We start from the raw sequence: 18833 nt of genomic DNA on the forward strand, positions 1-18833 counted from the left end.
GCGCGCGAGGCGAGCGGCGGAGCTTCTTCAGCGATGCGCGAAGGCAGGCTCGCTCAGCGCGGCCAAGCGTCGCGGGGGACGCGGTGGAGGACGCGTGACGTCGCGAACCAGTCCCGGTCAAGGAACCGGCCCGTGATCCGCCCCGCCAGGATGAGGTAATACTCCACCAGCTCTCGGAATCCGGCGTCATCCGGGTCCAGGTCCGGCGCGTAATCCTGGAACGCCTCCTCGCCCACCCTGCCCACATGCTCTCCGTCGTGGTGGTAGACCATCCCCTCATCGGCAAGCTCACATAAGTCTGCATGTGCCAATGTATCGGCCGTTTCCCTTACAGAAAAAAGGCTGAGCCGTATCTCTGGCGACGGTTGAAAACTGCAAGGATCACGAGTCAATGATACGGAAATCGCAGCCGAGCTGAAAAACGGCGCAACATACCGAAACTGTTGGTTGTTATTTGCCGCGCCATGTGATGTCTTAGTGATGGTTCGTGTTGGGCGGGCGGTATCGGCGGGATGTGCATCGCTGTCACCTAAGACGCACCTCGGTCCTACGCAGAGAGGGAGTGGAACTGGGGGGTGGCGCCTGTCTGCCCAGGTGATCGGGCAGAAGCTCTATAGCGCCGCCGGGCATGGGTCGCACACGTCGGCTCACGGCGCCGACGTGTGATATTTGAGCCGTTGTTGCACGCACCCTTGACGGGTGCGCAAATCTAATTCTTTCGCGTGCGTGTTTTCGCGCATGCATTCAATCCGGCCGCATCACGTTTTGTTTTGCGGTGCGCGGATGTCTTCACGTGTTTCTCAGGCGGCAATGGTCAGGAGTTTGCTTCGTGCACGACAAAAACCTGGTGAAGGTCTACAAGGACCGCGAGTACACCTCCACGACGATGGTCCGCCACGACGGCATGGTCGTCGCCTTCGCGGTGGGGGCCGACCGACGCATCTACTACAGCGTGCTGAGCCTGGATCAGGCCGACCGGGCGCGGGGAGCGCTGGACGCGGCCTATTGGAACAACGATCCGGGACTGCTGTCCTTCCCCACCGAAATCGTCGACGTGAGCACGGAGGCGCCGTTGGTGGCGGTCATGCCGACGGTGAAGAAACGCGGCTCGGTGGAGGCGTCGTTCTCGGAGAAGTTGCTGCCGGGAGAGGATGATCCGTTCCTGTCGACGACGGCTCGGCTGACCTCTGCCTTCCCGATCCAGGTGCTCTCGGACGGGCGGCACATCCTGGTGTTTCGGCAGTCGGTCGCGGCCGGTGATTCGGGGTCGGTGTATGAGACGACCGGGGGCCTGTGGTCGGGGGATTCGGCGCGCAAGGACTACACCCTGGTCGGCGGGGCCAAGGTCGCCGTGGCCGACTCGGTGTTGTTGTGCGACCGGTTCGTGCTGGTCGGCGCCGAACTCAAGCCGGTCGTGGAGGTGCGCTACCAGCGCAGCCGCAGCAGGGTCGCCCCCGCTTCGGGCGGAGACACGCTGGGCACGCGCGACATGGAAGGGCGGCTGTTCTTCGAGCCGACCATGAAGTTGTCGTTCGCGGGCAAGCTCACCGGCGGGATCTTTTCGGTGTTGTCGCTGCCGACCGCGATTTCGGGGTTTTCGCGCTGGCAGATCTTCACCGCCGACGACGCCGGTCTCCTGCACAGCTACAACCTGGAGCAGAGTCCCGAGGGGTTGTTCAACGTCGCCGGCACTCAGCTCTACACCAGTCCCGACCCCAAATTCGCCGGCTCAGTGCTGGAGCGGGCGCCGGGCATCGACTCCCATACCGGGAAACTGCTGGTGCCGGTACGCCCGCCGCAGAATCGGGGGGGAACCGCGCTGCGGTTCGACAATACGGCCGGCGCCCCGGTGATCTTGGGGAAGGTCGCCACGGCGGTGCCCGCGGGGCCGTACACGATGGAGGCCTGGATCAAGCCCGCCATCGCCACCACCACCGGCCTCATCGTGGGCCGTACCGACACGACCGGCTTGGCCACGCCGGTCCATCTGAGCCTGAAAGCCGACGGCAAGCTGCTGTTCGGCCACGGCTCGCAGAGCCTCACCTCCACCTCGGCGGTGCCGATGGGCCTCTACTCGCATGTGGCGGCGGTCTTCGACGGATCGCAGATGCAGCTGTTCCTGGACGGCGTGCCGGTGGGAACCCTCGCCACGACCGCGAAAGTCGAGGTCACCGCCCAGCTCCTGGTCGGCAAACGGGTCGTTTCGGGTCCGGCGCAGGCCGATCCCTTCAACGGGCATATCGACGAGGTGCGGATCTGGACGCTTCCCCGCGGTGATTTCTCGGCGCGGGGACAACGGCCGGCCGGCACGGAGACCGGGCTGTATGCCTACTTTCCCTTCGACGAAGGCTCGGGCACCAAGGTGCACGACCGCGGTGCGAACAAGTTCGAGGGCACGTTTGAGGCCGGTCCGGTGTGGACGGATTCGGACGCACCGTTGTTCGACGGCCCGGGGGTGAGCCGCCAGTCGTTCTCGATCACCGGGCGTAAGGTGGCCTGCGGTCTGACCGCGACCCTGTACTACCAGCAGCAACCGTCGGTGACGGGATACGGTCGCACGCCGTCGCCGGAGAAGGGGCAGGCGCGGGTACTGCTGGCCTTCGCGACCTCGGGGCCATCGCCGGCGGGTGAGCCGGCCGGCCGCTCCTACGTCGCGACCCTGGACTTCGCACTGTCGCGGGAGGGGAAGCTGGCCACGGCGCCGGGAGTGATCGATCTGGCCTGGATCGGCACGCCCGACCCCACCAAGGACAACGACAAGCTGCGGGCCGCCCAGGAGGCCGTCACCGCGGCTCGTGGTCAGCTTTACAACGACCAGGCGCTCGCGGAGCGGCTCGTGAGCACCAGGGCGCGGTTGGCCCAGATCAATCACGAGCTGTACGACGGAGGCGCCATCAGCCTGTACACACTCAACCGGACCATCGTCGGTCCGGCCCGCGACTGGGGCGGCCACCGGGAGAGGGAGAGAAGACTCTTCGCCGAGATGGCCGTCCTGAGTCCGGAAGCCGACCGCCAATTGGAGGCTCAGAAGCGAATCGGTGCGGACAAGGCGGCCTTGGAGACGGCTCTCAACGCGCAGGCCACGCTGACCGGGGCGCTGCTCGGTGCGGCCGAGGCGACCTTGGCGATGCCCAAGGTATGCATCGACCGCTCGGGCCTCACCGTGCTGGGTGCCCTGTTGTCCTTCGCCTGGACGACCCACGCCCCCGCGCTGCTGGACAGCTCCACCGGTGAGGTGGCGCTGTACTTCCGTGGCGGGGAGGGCCAGTTCTTCGCCGTCTACTACGCGACCACCATTTCCCCCGCCGTCAAGGAGATCGCCGTGACGGGCGGCACGTTGCGCCTGTCCGGCCGCGACGTCGCGATGAAACTGGCCGACTTCGACGTGAAGGTGACCGCGACCGGGACCGGCATGTGCAAGGTGGAGGTGAGCCGGGGTACGACGGTCGAGACGTTCACCTCGGTACCCGACCAGGCCGACCTGCTGGCCGCGGTGCTGAACGGTTCGGCACGAGGATCGGACCTGGGGACGGTCCTGTCGGTCCAGGACAAGACCGTGACACTGACCGAGCCGCTGACGACCACGCTGAGAGCGGGCTTGGTCATCACGGTGGGCGGGGACAGCCGCACCGTCGCGGGCGGGCAGTCGGGGTCGGCGCAGATCACCCTCACCACCGGCAACCTCACCGCCGGTACGGGTGCCAAGGTCCGCATCGCGGCCTACGACTACACGCTGGCCTCCTGCAACGTGGCCGGCATGTCTCCGGCCCACGGCTCACTGCTCGTCAGCGCCTACGCCGGGACCCTCTCCGCGCCGGTGCCCGCGGGGGCCGCGTCGAATCTCAGCGAACCGCTGGGGCCGCGCTGGCACGGTGACGCACCGGGACGGGCGTTCTCCTTCGACGCCGCCCAAAAACACCGTTTGGAACTGACGAGCACGGCGAACATCTCCGCCCTGGCCGCGTCCGGGAACCTGACCCTCGAAGCCTGGGCCAAGCCGACGTTCGTCGACGGCATGGACACCATCCTTCATACCGATCTCGTCGACACGTGGTACTCGCTGGGCGTGCAGGACGGCACCCGGACCAACGGGGAGCGCGGATACGCCATCAACGTGAACATCAACAAGCAGGTCTTCCGCAGCTCCGAGGTGTTTCCCCTGGCCGAATGGGCGCATCTGGCGGTGTCGTTCGAGCAAAGCTGGGCGATCCAGATGGACGGCACCGGCCACCTGAACGCCGGCGGCGCGGGCGGCCTGGACATCGTGGACGACCTGACCATCGAGGCGTCCGTGAGGCTCGACTCCATCGGCGCCAAGCAAGGGCTGGTCGGCAAGGGCGCGCTCGGCGCCGGCAACCACACCGCCGTCCCCTACTGCCTGTATGTGGACACCGACGGTCGCCTCGCCTTCACCTTCGAGCCCGGCTCCGGCGCGGACGCGGCGAAGGTCTACAAGTCGGACACGGTCCTGTCTGCGAGCACCTTCTACAAGGTCGCCGTCACCCGCAAGAACCCCACCGGCCTTGAGAAGAGAGTGGAGATCTGCTTCTTCGTCAACGGCAAGAAGGTCGGCGATTCGCAGTGGTACAGCGGTGCCAAGCCCGTGGGCAACGACGCGCCGGTCGAGCTGGGCCGGATGATGGTGGGCAAGGCGGCGTCCGGTCTGAAGGGCGCGCTGTCGGAGGTGCGGATCTGGACCGTCGTCAGGGACGGCGACCAGATCGGCGTGCCGATCACCACCAAGGCCTCCGGCCTGACCGCGTGGTGGACCTTCCCCGAGAGCAAGGGCTCCCAGACCAAGGACTTGTGCGGCTCCTACCCGGCCACGCTGCACGCGGTAACCCGCGTCCGCACCCCCGACCCCGACGGAAACCGGTGCACCTTCTACCGCAACGGCAGCCCCGTCCCCTCGGAGAAGACGACCTCGACGACGTCGAGCGTGGTGCGGCCCACCTCCGCGCGCTCGGTGGTGGCCGACGGGTTCACCGGCGACCTGGACGAGATCAGGGCGTGGCGCACCGCCCGCACCCAGGAGCAGATCCTGGACAACATGTTCGGCCGCATCCGCGGCGACCGCCAAGACCTGCTGGCCTACTATCCCTTCGACGCCGATGACACCGTGGCCGGGGCGGCGGTGAAGGACGCCGGCCTGAGCGGTCACCACCTGAACCAGTCGAGCCCGCCCCCCAAGATCGTGCTGTCCACCGCCCCGATCTCCACCGACACCGCCCAGATCCGCTCCGCGCTGACCGGCATCCGCACCGCCTTCCACACCTCGATCGCGCACACCCCGGCCGCCACCGAGTACGGCGACATCCAGCGCCTCACCGACGACTCGCTCATCGGGGTGCTGAAACGGGCCTACACCTACCTGCAGGCCGACAAATCGTGGGCACTCAACACCGGGTACAAGGTCGGTGAGCTGACCACCACCTGGGTGGGCCAGGCCCAGTTCGACCCGCAGCTGATCGGCTACATCGAAGGCGCTCCGCCGATCCCGTCGGAGAACCTCATCGCAGGCACCGCCGACAACTACAAGGGCGCCTCGTCGGTCGCCTTCGTCCAGGCCGACAACGTCGTCAACGCCCTGTCGTCGAACAAGAACAACAGCATCGACACGTCCGCGAAGGTGAAATTCGAGATAGCGACCGCCCAGAGCATCTGGACCGTCGCCGCACCCCTGGGCGCCGGTACGGCACAACCCCTGGCCGAAGCCACCTTGGATCTCGGGCTCAACGTCGAACTCAAGTACGCCAACACCTGGAGCAACGAGACCAAGGTCTCCCAAGGCACCAACACCACCCGTACCAGCAAGGTAGAGGTCACCGGCGGCTGGGAGGACCCCGACCCGGCCAAGCAGCTCAACCCCACCGCCGGGCGACGCTGGGTGCCGGCCAACACAGGGTTCGCCGTGGTGCAGTCCGAGACCGCCGACCTGTACGCGCTGCGTCTGGTCCACAGCGGCGCCCTGGTCGCCTACCGGATGCTGCCCAGCCCCGACATCCCCCGCGACTGGAACCTGATCCCCTTCCCGATCAACCCCCGCTACACCAAGCAGGGCACCCTGGACGGCGTCGTCGGCTACGCCAAGCACGAGACGGCCCAAGGACTGCGCTCCTTCCCCGACCCGCACTTCCCCAAGGCGGGCCAGGGTGAACGCGGCGAGTTCAGCTACTACCGGCCGGTGGAGGCCTACCGGATCAAGAAGCGGATCCAGCGGGAACAGCAGCAGCTCCAGGGCTTCTACGAATCGGTGTCCACCGAGACCCACGCCCCCGACCCCACCCACGGCCAGGCGGCCAAGGTGCTGAACGGCATGATGGGCGGCACCGGCGCAGAGGTCACCCAGGGCGGCAACCCCGAGGCCGGACGCGCGGCCACCCGGGCCGCCTCACGCCGCAACATCGTCAACACCTACGTGTGGACAGCCGCCGGCGGGTTCTTCGCCGAGACCACCGGCACCACCGACCAGGTCACCGAGACCACGACCGGATCCTTCACCTTCACCGCCGCCATCGGCTGGAGCGAGGTCGGGGGCTTCGCGATCGGCAACGTCGGCGCCAAGTTCGGCTTCGAGTCCACCACGACCACCGGCTACAGCGTCACCCGCAGCAAGTCCAAGGACGCCACCCGCACCTTCAGCCTGGACGTCACCTGCGCCCCCGGCAACCAGTTGCAAAAACACAACGGCGACACTCCCCTGTTTGACGCCGACGGCAAACCGATCCTGGTGCCCGGCCGTGTCGACGCCTATCGCTTCATGACCCTCTACCTCGACACCACCACCGACAACTTCGAGGACTTCTACGGCAAGGTCATCGACCCCGAATGGCTGGACCGCGGCAAGGACCCCAACGCGCTGGCACTCAAGCGCGCCCAGCAATCCGACCGCAAACCCCCCTGCTGGCGAATCATGCACCGCGTCACCTTCGTCAGCCGTGTCCTGGACACCGCCACCACCACCCCGTCCCTGGCCCAAGCCATGGGCGCCCTCGGCATCACCAGCGACTACGAGCTCATCCACCGCCTCCAGCCCTACCTGACCGGCGCCACCGGCGACTTCAACGCGCTGAGCAGGGCAGCCAAAACCGCCCTGGCCACACACTTCGCCAGCCTCGTCCCCTACGCCGAGACCATCGTGGGCCGCCTGGCGGCCTACTACAACCTCCCCCCCGACACCCCCGCCCTCACACCCGCCGCACCGACGCCCCTGAGCACCCTCACCAGCACCACGAAGTCCATCCCCCAGGGGACGAACCTCACCGTCCAGTACTCCACCCCGCCCGGCACCGTCAGCACCAAGAACTGGATCGGCCTGTATCCGGTCGACAAGAAGCCCTCGCAGGTGGAGGCCCTCGACTGGAAATACGCCCCCGAAGCCGACGGCACCATCGCCATTCCCACCACCAAGCTGCCCGGCCCGGGAACCTACGCGGCCTGGTACCTCCACAACGACGGCTACACAGCCCTGACAGGCGTACTCATGTTCACCGTGACATGACCCACCGTCATTGACGAGCCACCTTATGCGCCGGGCGACCTCGCCCGGCGCATAAGGGTCGGTGACCTCTTATCGGGGATCGAGGGCGATCCAGTCCTCGGTGATACACCCCTCCTCGTACTCCCACCAGCCCACTTGTCCCTTCGCCAGGAGTTGTTTGGCGCCGGCGAGGTCGGCTTCGGGAGGAAGGTTCAGCGCTACCAGGCCGAACCGCTCTAAGCCTTCCCCCTCGATGCCCAACGGCGCAAAGAGATCGAGGACGGCTTGCAAGCCAGGGCGTGTCCCGTGGACCTTTAGTGGCGGTTTGGTGTAGATCAGTCCAGCGGAAGATCGCCTGAATCGTCATGATCTGACTGATGCCGAGTGGGAACGGCTGGCGCCCTTGCTGCTGGCCAACCCGAGGCAGGGCGGTCGGTGGGCCGATCATCGGACGGTCATCAACGGGGTCTTCTTCCGGGTCCGGACCAACATCACCTGGCGTGATCTGCCGCCGTGTTACGGGAACTGGAAGACCGTTTTATAACCGGCACCGTCGTTGGTCGATGGACGGCACCTGGGAGAAGATCCTGGACGGGTTGCGGGCCGGATGTGACGAGGCCGAAGGCGAGGACTGGACGGTGAGCGTGGATTCCACCGTGGTGCGCGCCCATCAGCATGCCGCCGGAGCCCGCCATCGGCCGCCGACCGATTTCCCGTCAAAGGGGACGGCGTAGATCACAAACCGGCCAAGGGACGGGAAGCGCTGGGCCGTTCGCGTGACGGGTTGAGCACGAAGGTGCACCTGGCCGCCGACCGGCGTTGCCGTCCGATCGCCCGGATCATCAGCCCCGGCCGACATGGCGACAGCCCGTACTTCCGGCGGGTGCTGGAGGGCGTGCGCACTCAACGACCCGGTTCAACGACGACACTTCCTAGACGGTAGAGGGGTGGTTGTCGATGAGTGAGAGGACGAGAAGACGTGGATGTGTATGAAGCCGTGGACAGTCGCCGGGCCGTGCGGGCGTTCAGCGATGAGCCCGTGCCCAAAGAAGTACTCGAACGAGTGCTGACCGCAGCGACGCGGGCTCCATCGAGTGGGAACCTCCAACCGTGGCATCTGTACGTTGTGACCGGTGAGCCCTTGGCTGAACTGAAGAAACACGCGACGGCCAGGGCACTGGCAGGAGACCCGGGCGATGAGCGGGAGTATCCGATGTACCCGGCAGAACTGACCTCGCCATATCTGGACCGCTTTTCCGCTGCTGCTTCCCAGCGGTACAAAGCGCTGGGAATCGAGTGCGACGACCCCGACAGGCCCATGAAGATCGCCGCCTTGAACTCGGAGGCGTTCGGGGCGCCGGTCGTACTGTTCTGCTACCTCGACCGGACGATGGGGCCCGGGCAGTGGGGGGACGCGGGGATGTACCTACAGACGGTCATGCTGTTGCTGAGGGCGGAAGGGCTGCACAGCTGTCCCCAGGTGATGTGGACGATGTATCGCAAGACCGTCAGCCGCATAGTCGGAGCCGATGACAGGCTCGCACTGTTCTGCGGTGTCTCGGTGGGGTTCGAGAAGGAAGACGTGCCACGGCTGCGTACCGAGCGCGCGGAAATGACGGAAACAGTGAGCTTCATCGGAGCGTGATCCTCAGGCGGTCAAGATCTACGGGACAGACCGTAGATCCATATGGTCATTCTGGCCGGAATCGCAGCACGTGGCTCTTGAACCGAGAGGTCTCCACTCAGCTTCAGGAGAAAACAATCAAGGTGTCCAGGAAAACTCACTTGAACACGGCCGTGCCCTCTGGCGAGGTCCTGCCCAACGGTCAAATGACGGTCAAACGATCAAAAGGCCAGATCCGTGATCTTCGGATCTGGCCTCTGAGCTGGTGAAACTATGTGGGGCTACCAGGACTTGAACCTGGGACCTCTTCCTTATCAGGACCATCCTGGCCATGCTCGAGGACTCGGAACGCGGTCCTGACCAGTGCTGGACGGGTGTGGACGTGAGCCGCTGTGTGCCTCTGTTGCAGTACCGAGTTCCATGACCCCGTGACGACCCAGAACGACCCGAAAACCAGATGAGCACCAGATGCACGAAGTGGGACGATCCGGATCATGGCTAAAGGGGCGATCCTCCAGGACCTGAAGAGAGCACGACGTTCCGGCAAACCCGTGAGGGTCGACCGCGAGATCGACTGCGCAGATCGGCTCGATGCCTACGTGGTCGGCATCGGCCGCAAGTGGGTACTGCTGCACACCATCTCCAACGAACTTCGTCTCGACGGCCACTCGGTCATACGTCTCCGTGACATCAAGTGCGCGACGCGTTCGGGCTGGAAGGGCGCAGCCATGACCCATCGTGCCCTCGCCTTGCGCGGGGAGTGCGTCCAGTCTCCGGCTGGGATCGACCTTGATTCCACCGCGGGTCTGATCGAGACGCTGACCGAGGCGTTTCCTCTCATAGCCGTCTACCTTGAGAAGGTCGACCCATATGTCTGCTACATCGGTCGCGCTCAGAGGATCACCCGGAAGAAGCGATTACGTCTCCAGGAGATCGGGCCAGCGGCGGACTGGGCACTTACCTACTCCACGAACAAGACAACGGACATCACCCGGTTCGACGTCGGCGGCGGGTACATCGATGCCCTCCACGCGGTCGGCGGAGATCCGCCAGAATGTTGATCTTCGGCAGTGCGGCGTCTGAGCGGCCGGAATGCGACCACCAGTTTGGAAGATCTCAGTACGCGATCCTGTGAGCTGCTGCGTCCCAGGTCAGAGATGGTGTTGCCCTGTCCGTGAGTCTCCGTGATTCCCCCCGTTCCCCGGCCTTGCTGGCACGCGAGTGGCACGCCTAGAACGCCCCAAAGCCTCTGCACGGTGCTCGGTGGGCCGGGGCTGAGGAACGAAGTCCCGGCCCGTCGATCGCCCCCAGCCCCGTATGGAGATCAGCCGTCATCAGGCGATCGTGAGAGTGGTATGAGTGCGGCAGACGTTTGGTTCCATCCGACTATCTGAGATCAGTCGCACATGGTCATGAGGCGACGGATGCTCTGCTCGGGTTCTTCTCCCTCGGTGTAGAGGACTGTCGTCGCGAGAGCGTGATTCCCCGTGTTGTGCACCCACTGATGGAGGAAGTCGTACCCGTCCCTGCTGATCCAGTTGGTTCCCTTCGTGGCGAGGCTGCGCTGCCGCAGGACCTGGACGGATCGTTCGAGGTCAGGGGAGGGCAGCACAAGCACCACATGGTTGACAGGGCAAAGCGCAGTCTGGACACGCTGGAACAGCTCGGATTGCGTGTAGTGGCTGTGGCCGGCCCCCAGGGAGATGATCGTGCCCGGGTGGTCAGCAACAATGCGTTCCACGGCATGAGCGCGCGCAGGTTCCCACTCCTGCTCGGCTGTGACTCGGCCCACGGCCTGGATGCGGTCACGCAGCTTGTCCATGCTCCATCCCACTTCGGCGTAATAGGTCTCGCCGAGTGCGTCAACGTCGACGAAGTTTTTTTCTGCCGCTGAGGCCAGTCCGTCACCGAGTGTGCTCTTTCCTGCTGCGGCCGGACCGATGAGGACCATCCACGGGGCTGTATGCATTCATGCATTCTCGTCCTGCCTGGTCGTGCACCGGCTGCGGTTTCCGTTCGGAGGAAGGAGGCGCTGTGGGCCACCGATCGTTCCCTGATCGGAGACCAGACAGATCGTGGGGCGGCATCTGGGCGGCGGTGCGGCCCACGTGCGACGGGCAACGATTGGGTACGGCGTGGGTGCGGTGCGGTGGGCGGCCCGAGTGCGGCCCCGGCCGTGACCGGCCCCCAGGCCGCATGCGCGGCCGGGGTCCGCGGCGCTGGGCCGTGCGGCGGCGCGCCGCGCCGCCGCCTTGACAGGCTGACCGTCGCAGAAGTTCAGACGTTCCTCAACGGCAAGATCAATGGGGAAGAGCATTCGATCGGGACCGTGCACGTGATGCGGAACGTTCTCAGTGCGGCCCTGACTCGGGCGATGCGGGAAGAGATCATCTCCCGCAATGTCGCACGGCTGGCGACTCTTCCGATGATCGACTCCCAGCGTAATCAGCCCTGGACGGCCGATGAGGCAAGGGCCTTCCTTAGGGTCGCGCGCTTCGACCCGCTGTATCCGGCCTTCGTGCTCCTGCTGCTGTACGGCCTGCGCCGGGGTGAAGCCCTGGGGCTCCGCTGGGTAGATGTGGACTTCGACGAGGGACACGTCAACATCCGCCGCCAACTCGTCCGTGTCGGTAAGGATGCACCATGGGCCGGTGAAGACCAGGGCAGGAAACCGCTCACTGCCTCTCCTCGGTGTCGTCCGTGAAGCCTTGGAGATCCAGCGGGGCGGGCAGAAGATCCGCAAGGAGGAAGCGGGCGAGGAATGGGTGGACACCGGGCTCGTGTTCACGACCAAGTCGGGGCGGCCGATCGAGCCGCGTAACCTCGCCCGGTCCTTCGCCCGGATCGTGGCGGCGAACAAGCTGCGGCCGATCCGGGTTCACGACCTGCGGCACACCGCCGCGTCGCTACTCAAGAAGCTGGGGGTCGCGCCACGTGACGCGATGGAGATCCTCGGGCACAGCCGAATCTCGGTCACGATGGAGATCTACACCCACGGAGACGGCGAGAGCCGCCAGGACGCCCTCAAGAAGGTCAACGGACTGTTCGAATGAGGCCGTTGCAGTACCCGTTGCAGCAAAACGCCCCGGAGCATGATCGCTTCGGGGCGTTTGTCGAGGTGGGGCTACCAGGACTTGAACCTGGGACCTCTTCCTTATCAGGGAAGCGCTCTAACCGTCTGAGCTATAGCCCCTCATCACACAGACGAACGGTCTCGCATCCGTTTGGTGGAGGCGAACCCGTTCGCTCGAACAGGGAAAAGCTTACCCTGTTTCGGTACCTGCTCGCGCCATGTCCCCGCCCTCGAAAGAGGGCGAGGACACGCGGCGGGCCGGCTACTCGGCCTCGCTGAAGGTGACCTCCACGCCGCCGACCAGGTCGGAGGCGATGTTGTAGATCACCGCGCCGAGAGTGGCGAGGGCGGTGATCAGCATGACGTTCACCGCGCCGATCAGGGCGGTGTAGCCCAGGATGCGGACCGGCTCGAACCAGGAGGCGATGTCGACACCGCTGGTGGCCTTGCCGTCGGCCGTCGTCAGCTGGGTGACCGTCTGGATGATGTTCTCGAAAACCCCGAGGCCGGACAGCACCATGTAGAGGACCGCGACGGCGATGAACAGCACCACGAAGCAGACCAGCGACACGACGAAGCTGAACTTCATCGCCGACCACGGCTCGACCCTGCGCAGCACCAGGTGCGCCTTGCGGGGCGACCTGGAGCCGCCGCCGACGTCCTTGGCCTTCCTGTCGGCCGCGTCCGACGGGGCCTGGGGCGACGACAGGCTGCCGGGCGACCACGGGGCCCGGTCGTTCTGCGGCCCGGCCGGGCCACGGCCCTGCTGCCCCCCGGGCGGGGACGCGGGCGGGGCGACCGGGGAACGGCCCTGCTGCCCCCCGGGCGAAGACGGTGTGGCCGGGGAACGGCCCTGCTGCCCCCCGGGCGAAGACGGTGTGGCCGGGGAACGGCCCTGCTGTCCTCCCGGCGAAGGGGAAGGCTGCGCGGACGACTGCAACGGTGGCGCGGAGGGCGGTGGAGATCCGCTTGGACGGATCCGCACCGTGGTCTCGGCCTGCTTGCCGTCCTCTGTCGTCGTCACTTTTTTCCTGCCCTTGCGATCGTCGGATACCGATTCATCGGTCTCCGGCGCGGGCGCGCTACCGTTAACCGGTGACGAGGCCGCCTCGACGTCTTTCGTTCCAGCGGTCTTGTCCATCTTCTCCGTCGCCTGATCGCGTGTCGACGAGGAGGCGGGGCGCGATCCCGGTTTGCCCTGAGCACTCACGGATTCTCACCTTCCCCGTTCTCCCCGGTGTCCACCTGCGCTTCGGCGCTCTCCCCGGTCGCCAGGCTCTCCCCGGTCTCCAGCGCCTCAGCGTTACGGGCCAGCGCCACGACGCTGTCCCCTTCCGCCAGATTCATCAGCCGAACCCCCATCGTCTGGCGGCCAGACTGCTTGATCTCCCCGGCACTCGTCCGGATAACCCCTCCGGCGGACGTGATCGCGAAAACCTCGTCCTCGGGTCTGACCATGACCGCGCCAACCAGCTTGCCACGAGCGCTGACGATCTTGGCGGTCAGGACTCCCTTTCCGCCCCTTCCCTGAAGAGGGTACTGATCGACGGGAGTGCGCTTGGCGTATCCGCCCTCGGTCGCGATGAGCACGTTGTCGCCGTCGGCGATCCGGTTCATCGCCAGGAGCTCGTCGCCGTCGAGGAAGCGCATGCCGATCACACCGCTGGTCGCCCTGCCCATCGGGCGCATGGCCTCGTCGGAGGCCGTGAAGCGGATGGACTGGGCGCCACGCGAGACGAGGAGGAGGTCGTCGTCCTCCGACACCAGCCTGGCGGCGATCACCTCGTCATCCTCGCGCAGATTGATCGCGATGAGGCCACCCGTGCGCGGCGAGTCGTACTCGGAAAGGCGCGTCTTCTTCACCAGGCCGCTGCGGGTGGCGAGCACGAGGTAGGGGGCGACCTCGTAGTCACGCAGGTCGAGGACCTCCATCACGACCTCGTCCGGCTGCATGGCCAGCAGGTTCGCGAGGTGCTGCCCGCGCGCGTCGCGGCCGGAGTCGGGCAGCTCGTACGCCTTGACGCGGTAGACGCGGCCCTTGTTCGTGAAGAACAGCAGCCAGTGGTGCGTCGTGGTGACGAAGAAGTGGTCGACGATGTCGTCCTGGCGCAGCTGCGCGCCCCGCACGCCCTTGCCGCCGCGCTTCTGCGCCCGGTAGAGGTCGGTGTTGGTGCGCTTGGCGTAGCCGCCGCGGGTGATCGTGACGACCATGTCCTCCTCGGCGAGGAGGTCCTCGATCGACATGTCGCCCTCGTAGGCGATGATCTCGGTCTTGCGCTCGTCGCCGTACCGGCCGGTGAGCTCCGTGAGCTCGTCCTGGACGATCGTGCGCTGGCGCTCGGGCGAGGCGAGGATCGCCTGGTACTCGGTGATCTGCGCCATCAGCGAGTCGTGCTCGTCGGTGATCTGCTGGCGCTCCAGGGCGGCCAGCTTGCGCAGCTGCATGTCGAGGATGGCCTGCGCCTGGATCTCGTCGATCTCCAGCAGCGTCATCAGGCCGCCCTGCGCCGCGGACGCCGAGGGCGACTGCCGGATCAGGGCGATGACCTCGTCCATCCGCTCCAGGGCCTTGAGCAGCGCGCGCAGGATGTGCGCCCGCTCCTCGGCCTTGCGCAGCAGGTATCGGGTCCTGCGGACCACGACCTCGATCTGGTGCGCCACGTAGTGGCGGACGAACTGGTCGAGTCTGAGCGTCCGCGGCACGCCGTCGACCAGGGCGAGCATGTTGGCGCCGAAGGTGGTCTGCAGCTGGGTGTGCTTGAAGAGGTTGTTCAGCACGACCTTGGCGACCGCGTCGCGCTTGAGCACGATCACCAGTCGCTGGCCGACGCGCGAGGAGCTCTCGTCGCGGACGTCGGCGATGCCGCTGATCCGGCCGTCCTTGACCGCCTCGGCGATGGTCAGCGCGAGGTTGTCCGGGTTGACCTGGTAGGGGAGTTCGGTGACGACCAGGCACTGGCGGCCCTTGGCGTCCTCCTCGACCTCGACGATCGCCCGCATGGTGATCGAGCCGCGCCCGGTGCGGTACGCGTCGTCGATGCCGCGGCGGCCGACGATCAGCGCGCCGGTGGGGAAGTCGGGCCCCTTGACCCGGGCGATGAGCGCCTCGAGGAGCTCCTCGTCGTCGGCCTCGGGGTTCTGCAGGCACCAGACGATGCCGCCCGCCACCTCCCGCAGGTTGTGCGGCGGGATGTTGGTGGCCATGCCGACCGCGATGCCCGCCGCCCCGTTGACCAGCAGGTTGGGGAAGCGCGAGGGCAGGACGAGGGGCTCCTGGGAGCGCCCGTCGTAGTTGGGGACGAGATCGACGGTGTCCTTGTCGATGTCGCGCAGCATCTCCATCGCGATGGGCGCGAGCTTGCACTCGGTGTAGCGCATCGCGGCCGGCGGGTCGTTGCCCGGCGAGCCGAAGTTGCCCTGTCCGTCGACCAGGGTGTAGCGCAGCGACCAGGGCTGGGCCATCCGCACCACGGTGGCGTAGATCGACGCGTCACCGTGCGGGTGGTAGGAGCCCATGACGTCACCGACGACGCGGGAGCACTTGAAGTAGCCGCGGTCGGGCCGGTAGCCGCCGTCGTACATGGCGTACAGCACACGGCGGTGCACCGGCTTGAGGCCGTCACGGACGTCCGGCAGCGCACGCGAGACGATGACCGACATCGCGTAGTCCATGTAGCTGCGCTGCATCTCGGACTGGATGTCGACCGGCTCGACGCGGTCGGTCGGAGGGCCGGGCGGAGTGTTGACTTCCGTCACAGGTCAAGATCCTTTTCTGGTACGGCTACCGCTACACGTCGAGGAAACGGACGTCCCGGGCGTTCCTGATGATGAAGGAGCGGCGGGCTTCGACGTCCTCACCCATGAGCACGCTGAACAGCTCGTCGGCCTGGGCCGCGTCGTCGAGGGTGACCTGGAGGAGAAGGCGGGTGTCGGGGTTCATGGTCGTCTCCCAGAGCTGGGCGGCGTTCATCTCGCCCAGACCCTTGAAGCGCTGCACGTTGTCGCGCGGCCGGGGGTCGGGCTTGCCCGCGTCGATGCCCGCCTGGATGACCACGTCACGCTCGCGGTCGGAGTAGGCGTAGGAGGCGTCCTCGCCCTTCCGGTCCCACTTGATCTTGTAGAGGGGCGGCTGGGAGAGGTAGACGTGCCCCGCCTCGATCAGCGGCCGCATGAAGCGGAACAGCAGGGTCAGCAGCAGCGTGGTGATGTGCTGGCCGTCGACGTCGGCGTCCGCCATCAGGATGAGCTTGTGGTAGCGGAGCTTGGCGATGTCGAACTCGTCGTGCACGCCCGTGCCCATGGCGGTGATCAGCGCCTGGACCTCGTTGTTCTGCAGGACCTTGTCGATCCGGGCCTTCTCGACGTTGAGGATCTTGCCGCGGATCGGGAGGATCGCCTGGAACTTGGAGTCGCGGCCGCCCTTGGCGGAGCCGCCCGCCGAGTCGCCCTCGACGATGTACAGCTCGCACTTCTCCGGGTCGCTCCACTGGCAGTCGGCCAGCTTGCCCGGCAGCCCCGAGCCCGACTCCAGCAGCGACTTGCGCCGGGTCAGGTCGCGGGCCTGGCGGGCGGCGAGGCGGGCGCGGGAGGCCTGCAGGGACTTCGTGATGATGTCCTTGGCCTCGCCGGGGTTGCGCTCGAACCAGTCGCGCAGGTGGTCGTTGCAGGCCTTCTGGACGAACGACTTGGCCTCGGTGTTGCCCAGCTTGGTCTTGGTCTGGCCCTCGAACTGCGGGTCGGTCAGCTTCACCGAGATGATCGCGGTGAGGCCCTCACGGATGTCCTCACCGGCGAGGTTGTCGTCCTTGCCCTCCTTGAGGAACTTCTGCTCGCGCGCGTAACGGTTGACGATGGACGTCAACGCCGCGCGGAAGCCCTCCTCGTGGGTGCCGCCCTCGGCCGTGTTGATCGTGTTGGCGAAGGTGTAGACGGACTCGCTGTAGGAGTTGTTCCACTGCATCGCGATCTCGACGGCGATGCCCTCGCCCTGCTCCTCGAAGTCGATCACCGAGAGGTGGGCCGGCTCCTTCTTGGAGTTGAGGTGCTTGACGAAGTCGGACAGGCCGCCCTCGTAGTGGTACGTGGCCTCCCTGGGCTCGCCCTCCTCGCCCTCGGCGAAGTCGGGGCGCTCGTCCCTGATCGAGATCGTCAGGCCCTTGTTGAGGAAGGCCATCTCCTGGAAGCGGCGCGCGAGGGTCTCGAAGTGCCAGGTCGTGGTCTCGAAGATGGTCTCGTCGGCCCAGAAGGTGATCGAGGTGCCGGTCTCGTCGGTCTTCTCGCCCTTGGCCAGCGGGGCGGTGGGCCTGCTCTCGACGTAACTCTGGCGCCAGTGGTGGCCCTCGGTGCGGATCTCCACGTCGAGCTTGCTGGACAGCGCGTTGACGACGGAGACGCCCACGCCGTGCAGGCCGCCGGAGACCGCGTACGACTTGTCGTCGAACTTGCCTCCCGCGTGCAGCACGGTCAGCACGACCTCGACCGCGGGACGGTTCTCACCTGGGACGATGCCGACGGGGATGCCTCGGCCGTTGTCGACGACCCGTACGCCGTTGTCGGCGAGCAGGGTGACCTCGATCCGGTCCGCGTGTCCCGCCAGGGCCTCGTCGACGGAGTTGTCCACGACCTCGTAGACGAGGTGGTGCAGACCGCGCTCGCCGGTGGAGCCGATGTACATGCCGGGGCGCTTACGGACCGCCTCGAGCCCTTCGAGAACGGTGATTGAGCTAGCGTCGTAGGACAAGTGCGAAATCCTCCTGCCGCGGACACGCGGCAGGGAGACAAGATGTAGCCCCGCCGTGCCCGTCACCGTCGTGAATGCCCCGATGCGTTCACCCAGGGGAACCGGCATGCGCGCCGGGGGTGACACGCAAACGGACGTGTCCGGAATTCGATTTCATTCTAGCGGCTCAGAGCACATCATGTGGCATTGACGGCCTCTGGAATGGCCTGTCGCGCGACGATCATCGTCTTGGACATCCCCCTACGGGGACGGGGTTCGCCGCGCCAGAAGGGCCACTGATCCGTTTTCGAGCCTCGGATCAGCCGTAGGTGTCGCCCGGACCGCGGCTTCCGGTGACGCGCAGGCCCCCACTGGAGCGGGGGCCGTTCTGCGGTCCGCGAACTTTTACCTTTTGCACCGTTCCGTCCCCAAGCTCCTCGTTCAACCTCCTGACGAGCGTCCTCGCCAGCAGGCGCACCTGGGTGGCCCAGGCGGTGGAGTCGGCGACCACCACGACCTCGCCCTCGGCGAAGGTCTCCGGCTTGGTGTGGGCCGCCATGTCGGCGCCGACGATCTCGTGCCAGCGACCGAAAACCCCGCCGATCGCGGCGGGCTGCTCCCAGCCGCGGTCGGACAGCAGGTCGGCGATGGCCCTGCCGAAGAGCTGGGGATCACCGGAGTCCCTGCGCGCCCCCGACGCCCTGCGCCGCGGCTCGCGGCGGGGGAGCTGCCCCCGCCTGGCGGCGTCCGACTTGGCCTGGGCCAGCTTCTCCCTGGCCAGCGCGGCCCCCTTGGCGGCCGCGCTCCTCGCGGAACCGGCGGCCGCTCCGTCCACCTCCGTACCGCGCATGTCGCCCGCGCCACCCGCACCGCCCGGCGCGGATGCCGTGCCGCCTGTGCCGCCCGTGCCGCTCACGCCGTCCGGGTCCGGTGAACG

At 66.6% G+C, this 18833-nt stretch carries 14 protein-coding genes and 1 tRNA gene; 7 read left to right on the forward strand and 8 right to left on the reverse strand.

The genetic code is table 11. From position 1 onward, the window contains the following. Positions 1–53: 53 nt before the first annotated feature. Positions 54–272, reverse strand: coding sequence for a hypothetical protein (locus ACFFRH_RS15215; RefSeq protein ID WP_386157072.1), 219 nt, complete (start codon positions 270–272; stop codon positions 54–56). 557 nt (positions 273–829) lie between these two features. Between ACFFRH_RS15215 and ACFFRH_RS15220 the strand changes: the two genes are divergently transcribed. Beyond that, a complete protein-coding gene (locus ACFFRH_RS15220) occupies positions 830–7501 on the forward strand; it encodes a LamG domain-containing protein (RefSeq protein ID WP_386157075.1) in 6672 nt (2223 codons plus the stop codon). 69 nt (positions 7502–7570) lie between these two features. Here ACFFRH_RS15220 and ACFFRH_RS15225 read toward each other — a convergent pair whose 3' ends face one another. Continuing rightward, complete coding sequence (locus tag ACFFRH_RS15225) at positions 7571–7771, reverse strand: hypothetical protein (protein ID WP_386157077.1); 201 nt, start codon at positions 7769–7771, stop codon at positions 7571–7573. Positions 7772–7850: 79 nt separating this feature from the next. Here ACFFRH_RS15225 and ACFFRH_RS15230 point away from each other — a divergent pair, with 79 nt between their 5' ends. From ACFFRH_RS15230 to ACFFRH_RS15245, 4 genes are all read left to right on the forward strand, one after another. Beyond that, complete coding sequence (locus ACFFRH_RS15230) at positions 7851–8024, forward strand: transposase (protein ID WP_386157335.1); 174 nt, start codon at positions 7851–7853, stop codon at positions 8022–8024. Positions 8025–8043: 19 nt separating this feature from the next. Next, positions 8044–8214, forward strand: coding sequence for a hypothetical protein (locus tag ACFFRH_RS15235; RefSeq protein WP_386157080.1), 171 nt, complete (start codon positions 8044–8046; stop codon positions 8212–8214). A gap of 245 nt (positions 8215–8459) precedes the next feature. Continuing rightward, positions 8460–9125: a nitroreductase gene (locus ACFFRH_RS15240; RefSeq protein ID WP_386157082.1), complete on the forward strand. Its 666-nt coding sequence runs from the start codon at positions 8460–8462 to the stop codon at positions 9123–9125. A 473-nt stretch (positions 9126–9598) separates the two neighbouring features. Then, positions 9599–10165 (forward strand): hypothetical protein, encoded by a 567-nt coding sequence (locus tag ACFFRH_RS15245; protein ID WP_344747970.1) that lies wholly within the window; start codon positions 9599–9601, stop codon positions 10163–10165. A gap of 335 nt (positions 10166–10500) precedes the next feature. Here ACFFRH_RS15245 and ACFFRH_RS15250 read toward each other — a convergent pair whose 3' ends face one another. Further along, a complete protein-coding gene (locus ACFFRH_RS15250; protein WP_344747966.1) occupies positions 10501–11055 on the reverse strand; it encodes a shikimate kinase in 555 nt (184 codons plus the stop codon). A 225-nt stretch (positions 11056–11280) separates the two neighbouring features. On the opposite strand from ACFFRH_RS15250, the gene ACFFRH_RS15255 reads away from it, so the two are divergent. Together ACFFRH_RS15255 and ACFFRH_RS15260 are read left to right on the forward strand one after the other, a co-directional pair. Further along, positions 11281–11808 (forward strand): site-specific integrase, encoded by a 528-nt coding sequence (locus tag ACFFRH_RS15255; RefSeq protein WP_344747965.1) that lies wholly within the window; start codon positions 11281–11283, stop codon positions 11806–11808. A 4-nt stretch (positions 11809–11812) separates the two neighbouring features. Next, the gene (locus tag ACFFRH_RS15260) at positions 11813–12157 is read left to right on the forward strand and encodes a tyrosine-type recombinase/integrase (RefSeq protein ID WP_344747964.1); all 345 of its coding nucleotides are present in this window, start codon (positions 11813–11815) and stop codon (positions 12155–12157) included. A gap of 66 nt (positions 12158–12223) precedes the next feature. On the opposite strand, the gene ACFFRH_RS15265 is transcribed toward ACFFRH_RS15260, so the two are convergent. The 5 genes from ACFFRH_RS15265 to ACFFRH_RS15285 all read right to left on the reverse strand — a co-directional run bounded on the left by ACFFRH_RS15265 (position 12224) and on the right by ACFFRH_RS15285 (position 18812). Beyond that, positions 12224–12297: transfer RNA gene (locus ACFFRH_RS15265), tRNA-Ile, on the reverse strand. Between the two features lie 142 nt (positions 12298–12439). Continuing rightward, positions 12440–12886: a DUF3566 domain-containing protein gene (locus ACFFRH_RS15270; RefSeq protein WP_386157338.1), complete on the reverse strand. Its 447-nt coding sequence runs from the start codon at positions 12884–12886 to the stop codon at positions 12440–12442. Positions 12887–13383: 497 nt separating this feature from the next. Next, the gene (gene gyrA / locus ACFFRH_RS15275) at positions 13384–15933 is read right to left on the reverse strand and encodes a DNA gyrase subunit A (RefSeq protein ID WP_344747962.1); all 2550 of its coding nucleotides are present in this window, start codon (positions 15931–15933) and stop codon (positions 13384–13386) included. 31 nt (positions 15934–15964) lie between these two features. Beyond that, on the reverse strand, positions 15965–17917 hold the full coding sequence (gene gyrB / locus ACFFRH_RS15280) for a DNA topoisomerase (ATP-hydrolyzing) subunit B (protein WP_344747961.1): 1953 nt from the start codon (positions 17915–17917) through the stop codon (positions 15965–15967). 298 nt (positions 17918–18215) lie between these two features. Beyond that, positions 18216–18812: a DciA family protein gene (locus ACFFRH_RS15285; RefSeq protein WP_344747960.1), complete on the reverse strand. Its 597-nt coding sequence runs from the start codon at positions 18810–18812 to the stop codon at positions 18216–18218. Positions 18813–18833: the final 21 nt, after the last annotated feature.

This window comes from Streptosporangium vulgare, assembly GCF_042428775.1.
GTDB lineage: Bacteria > Actinomycetota > Actinomycetes > Streptosporangiales > Streptosporangiaceae > Streptosporangium > Streptosporangium vulgare.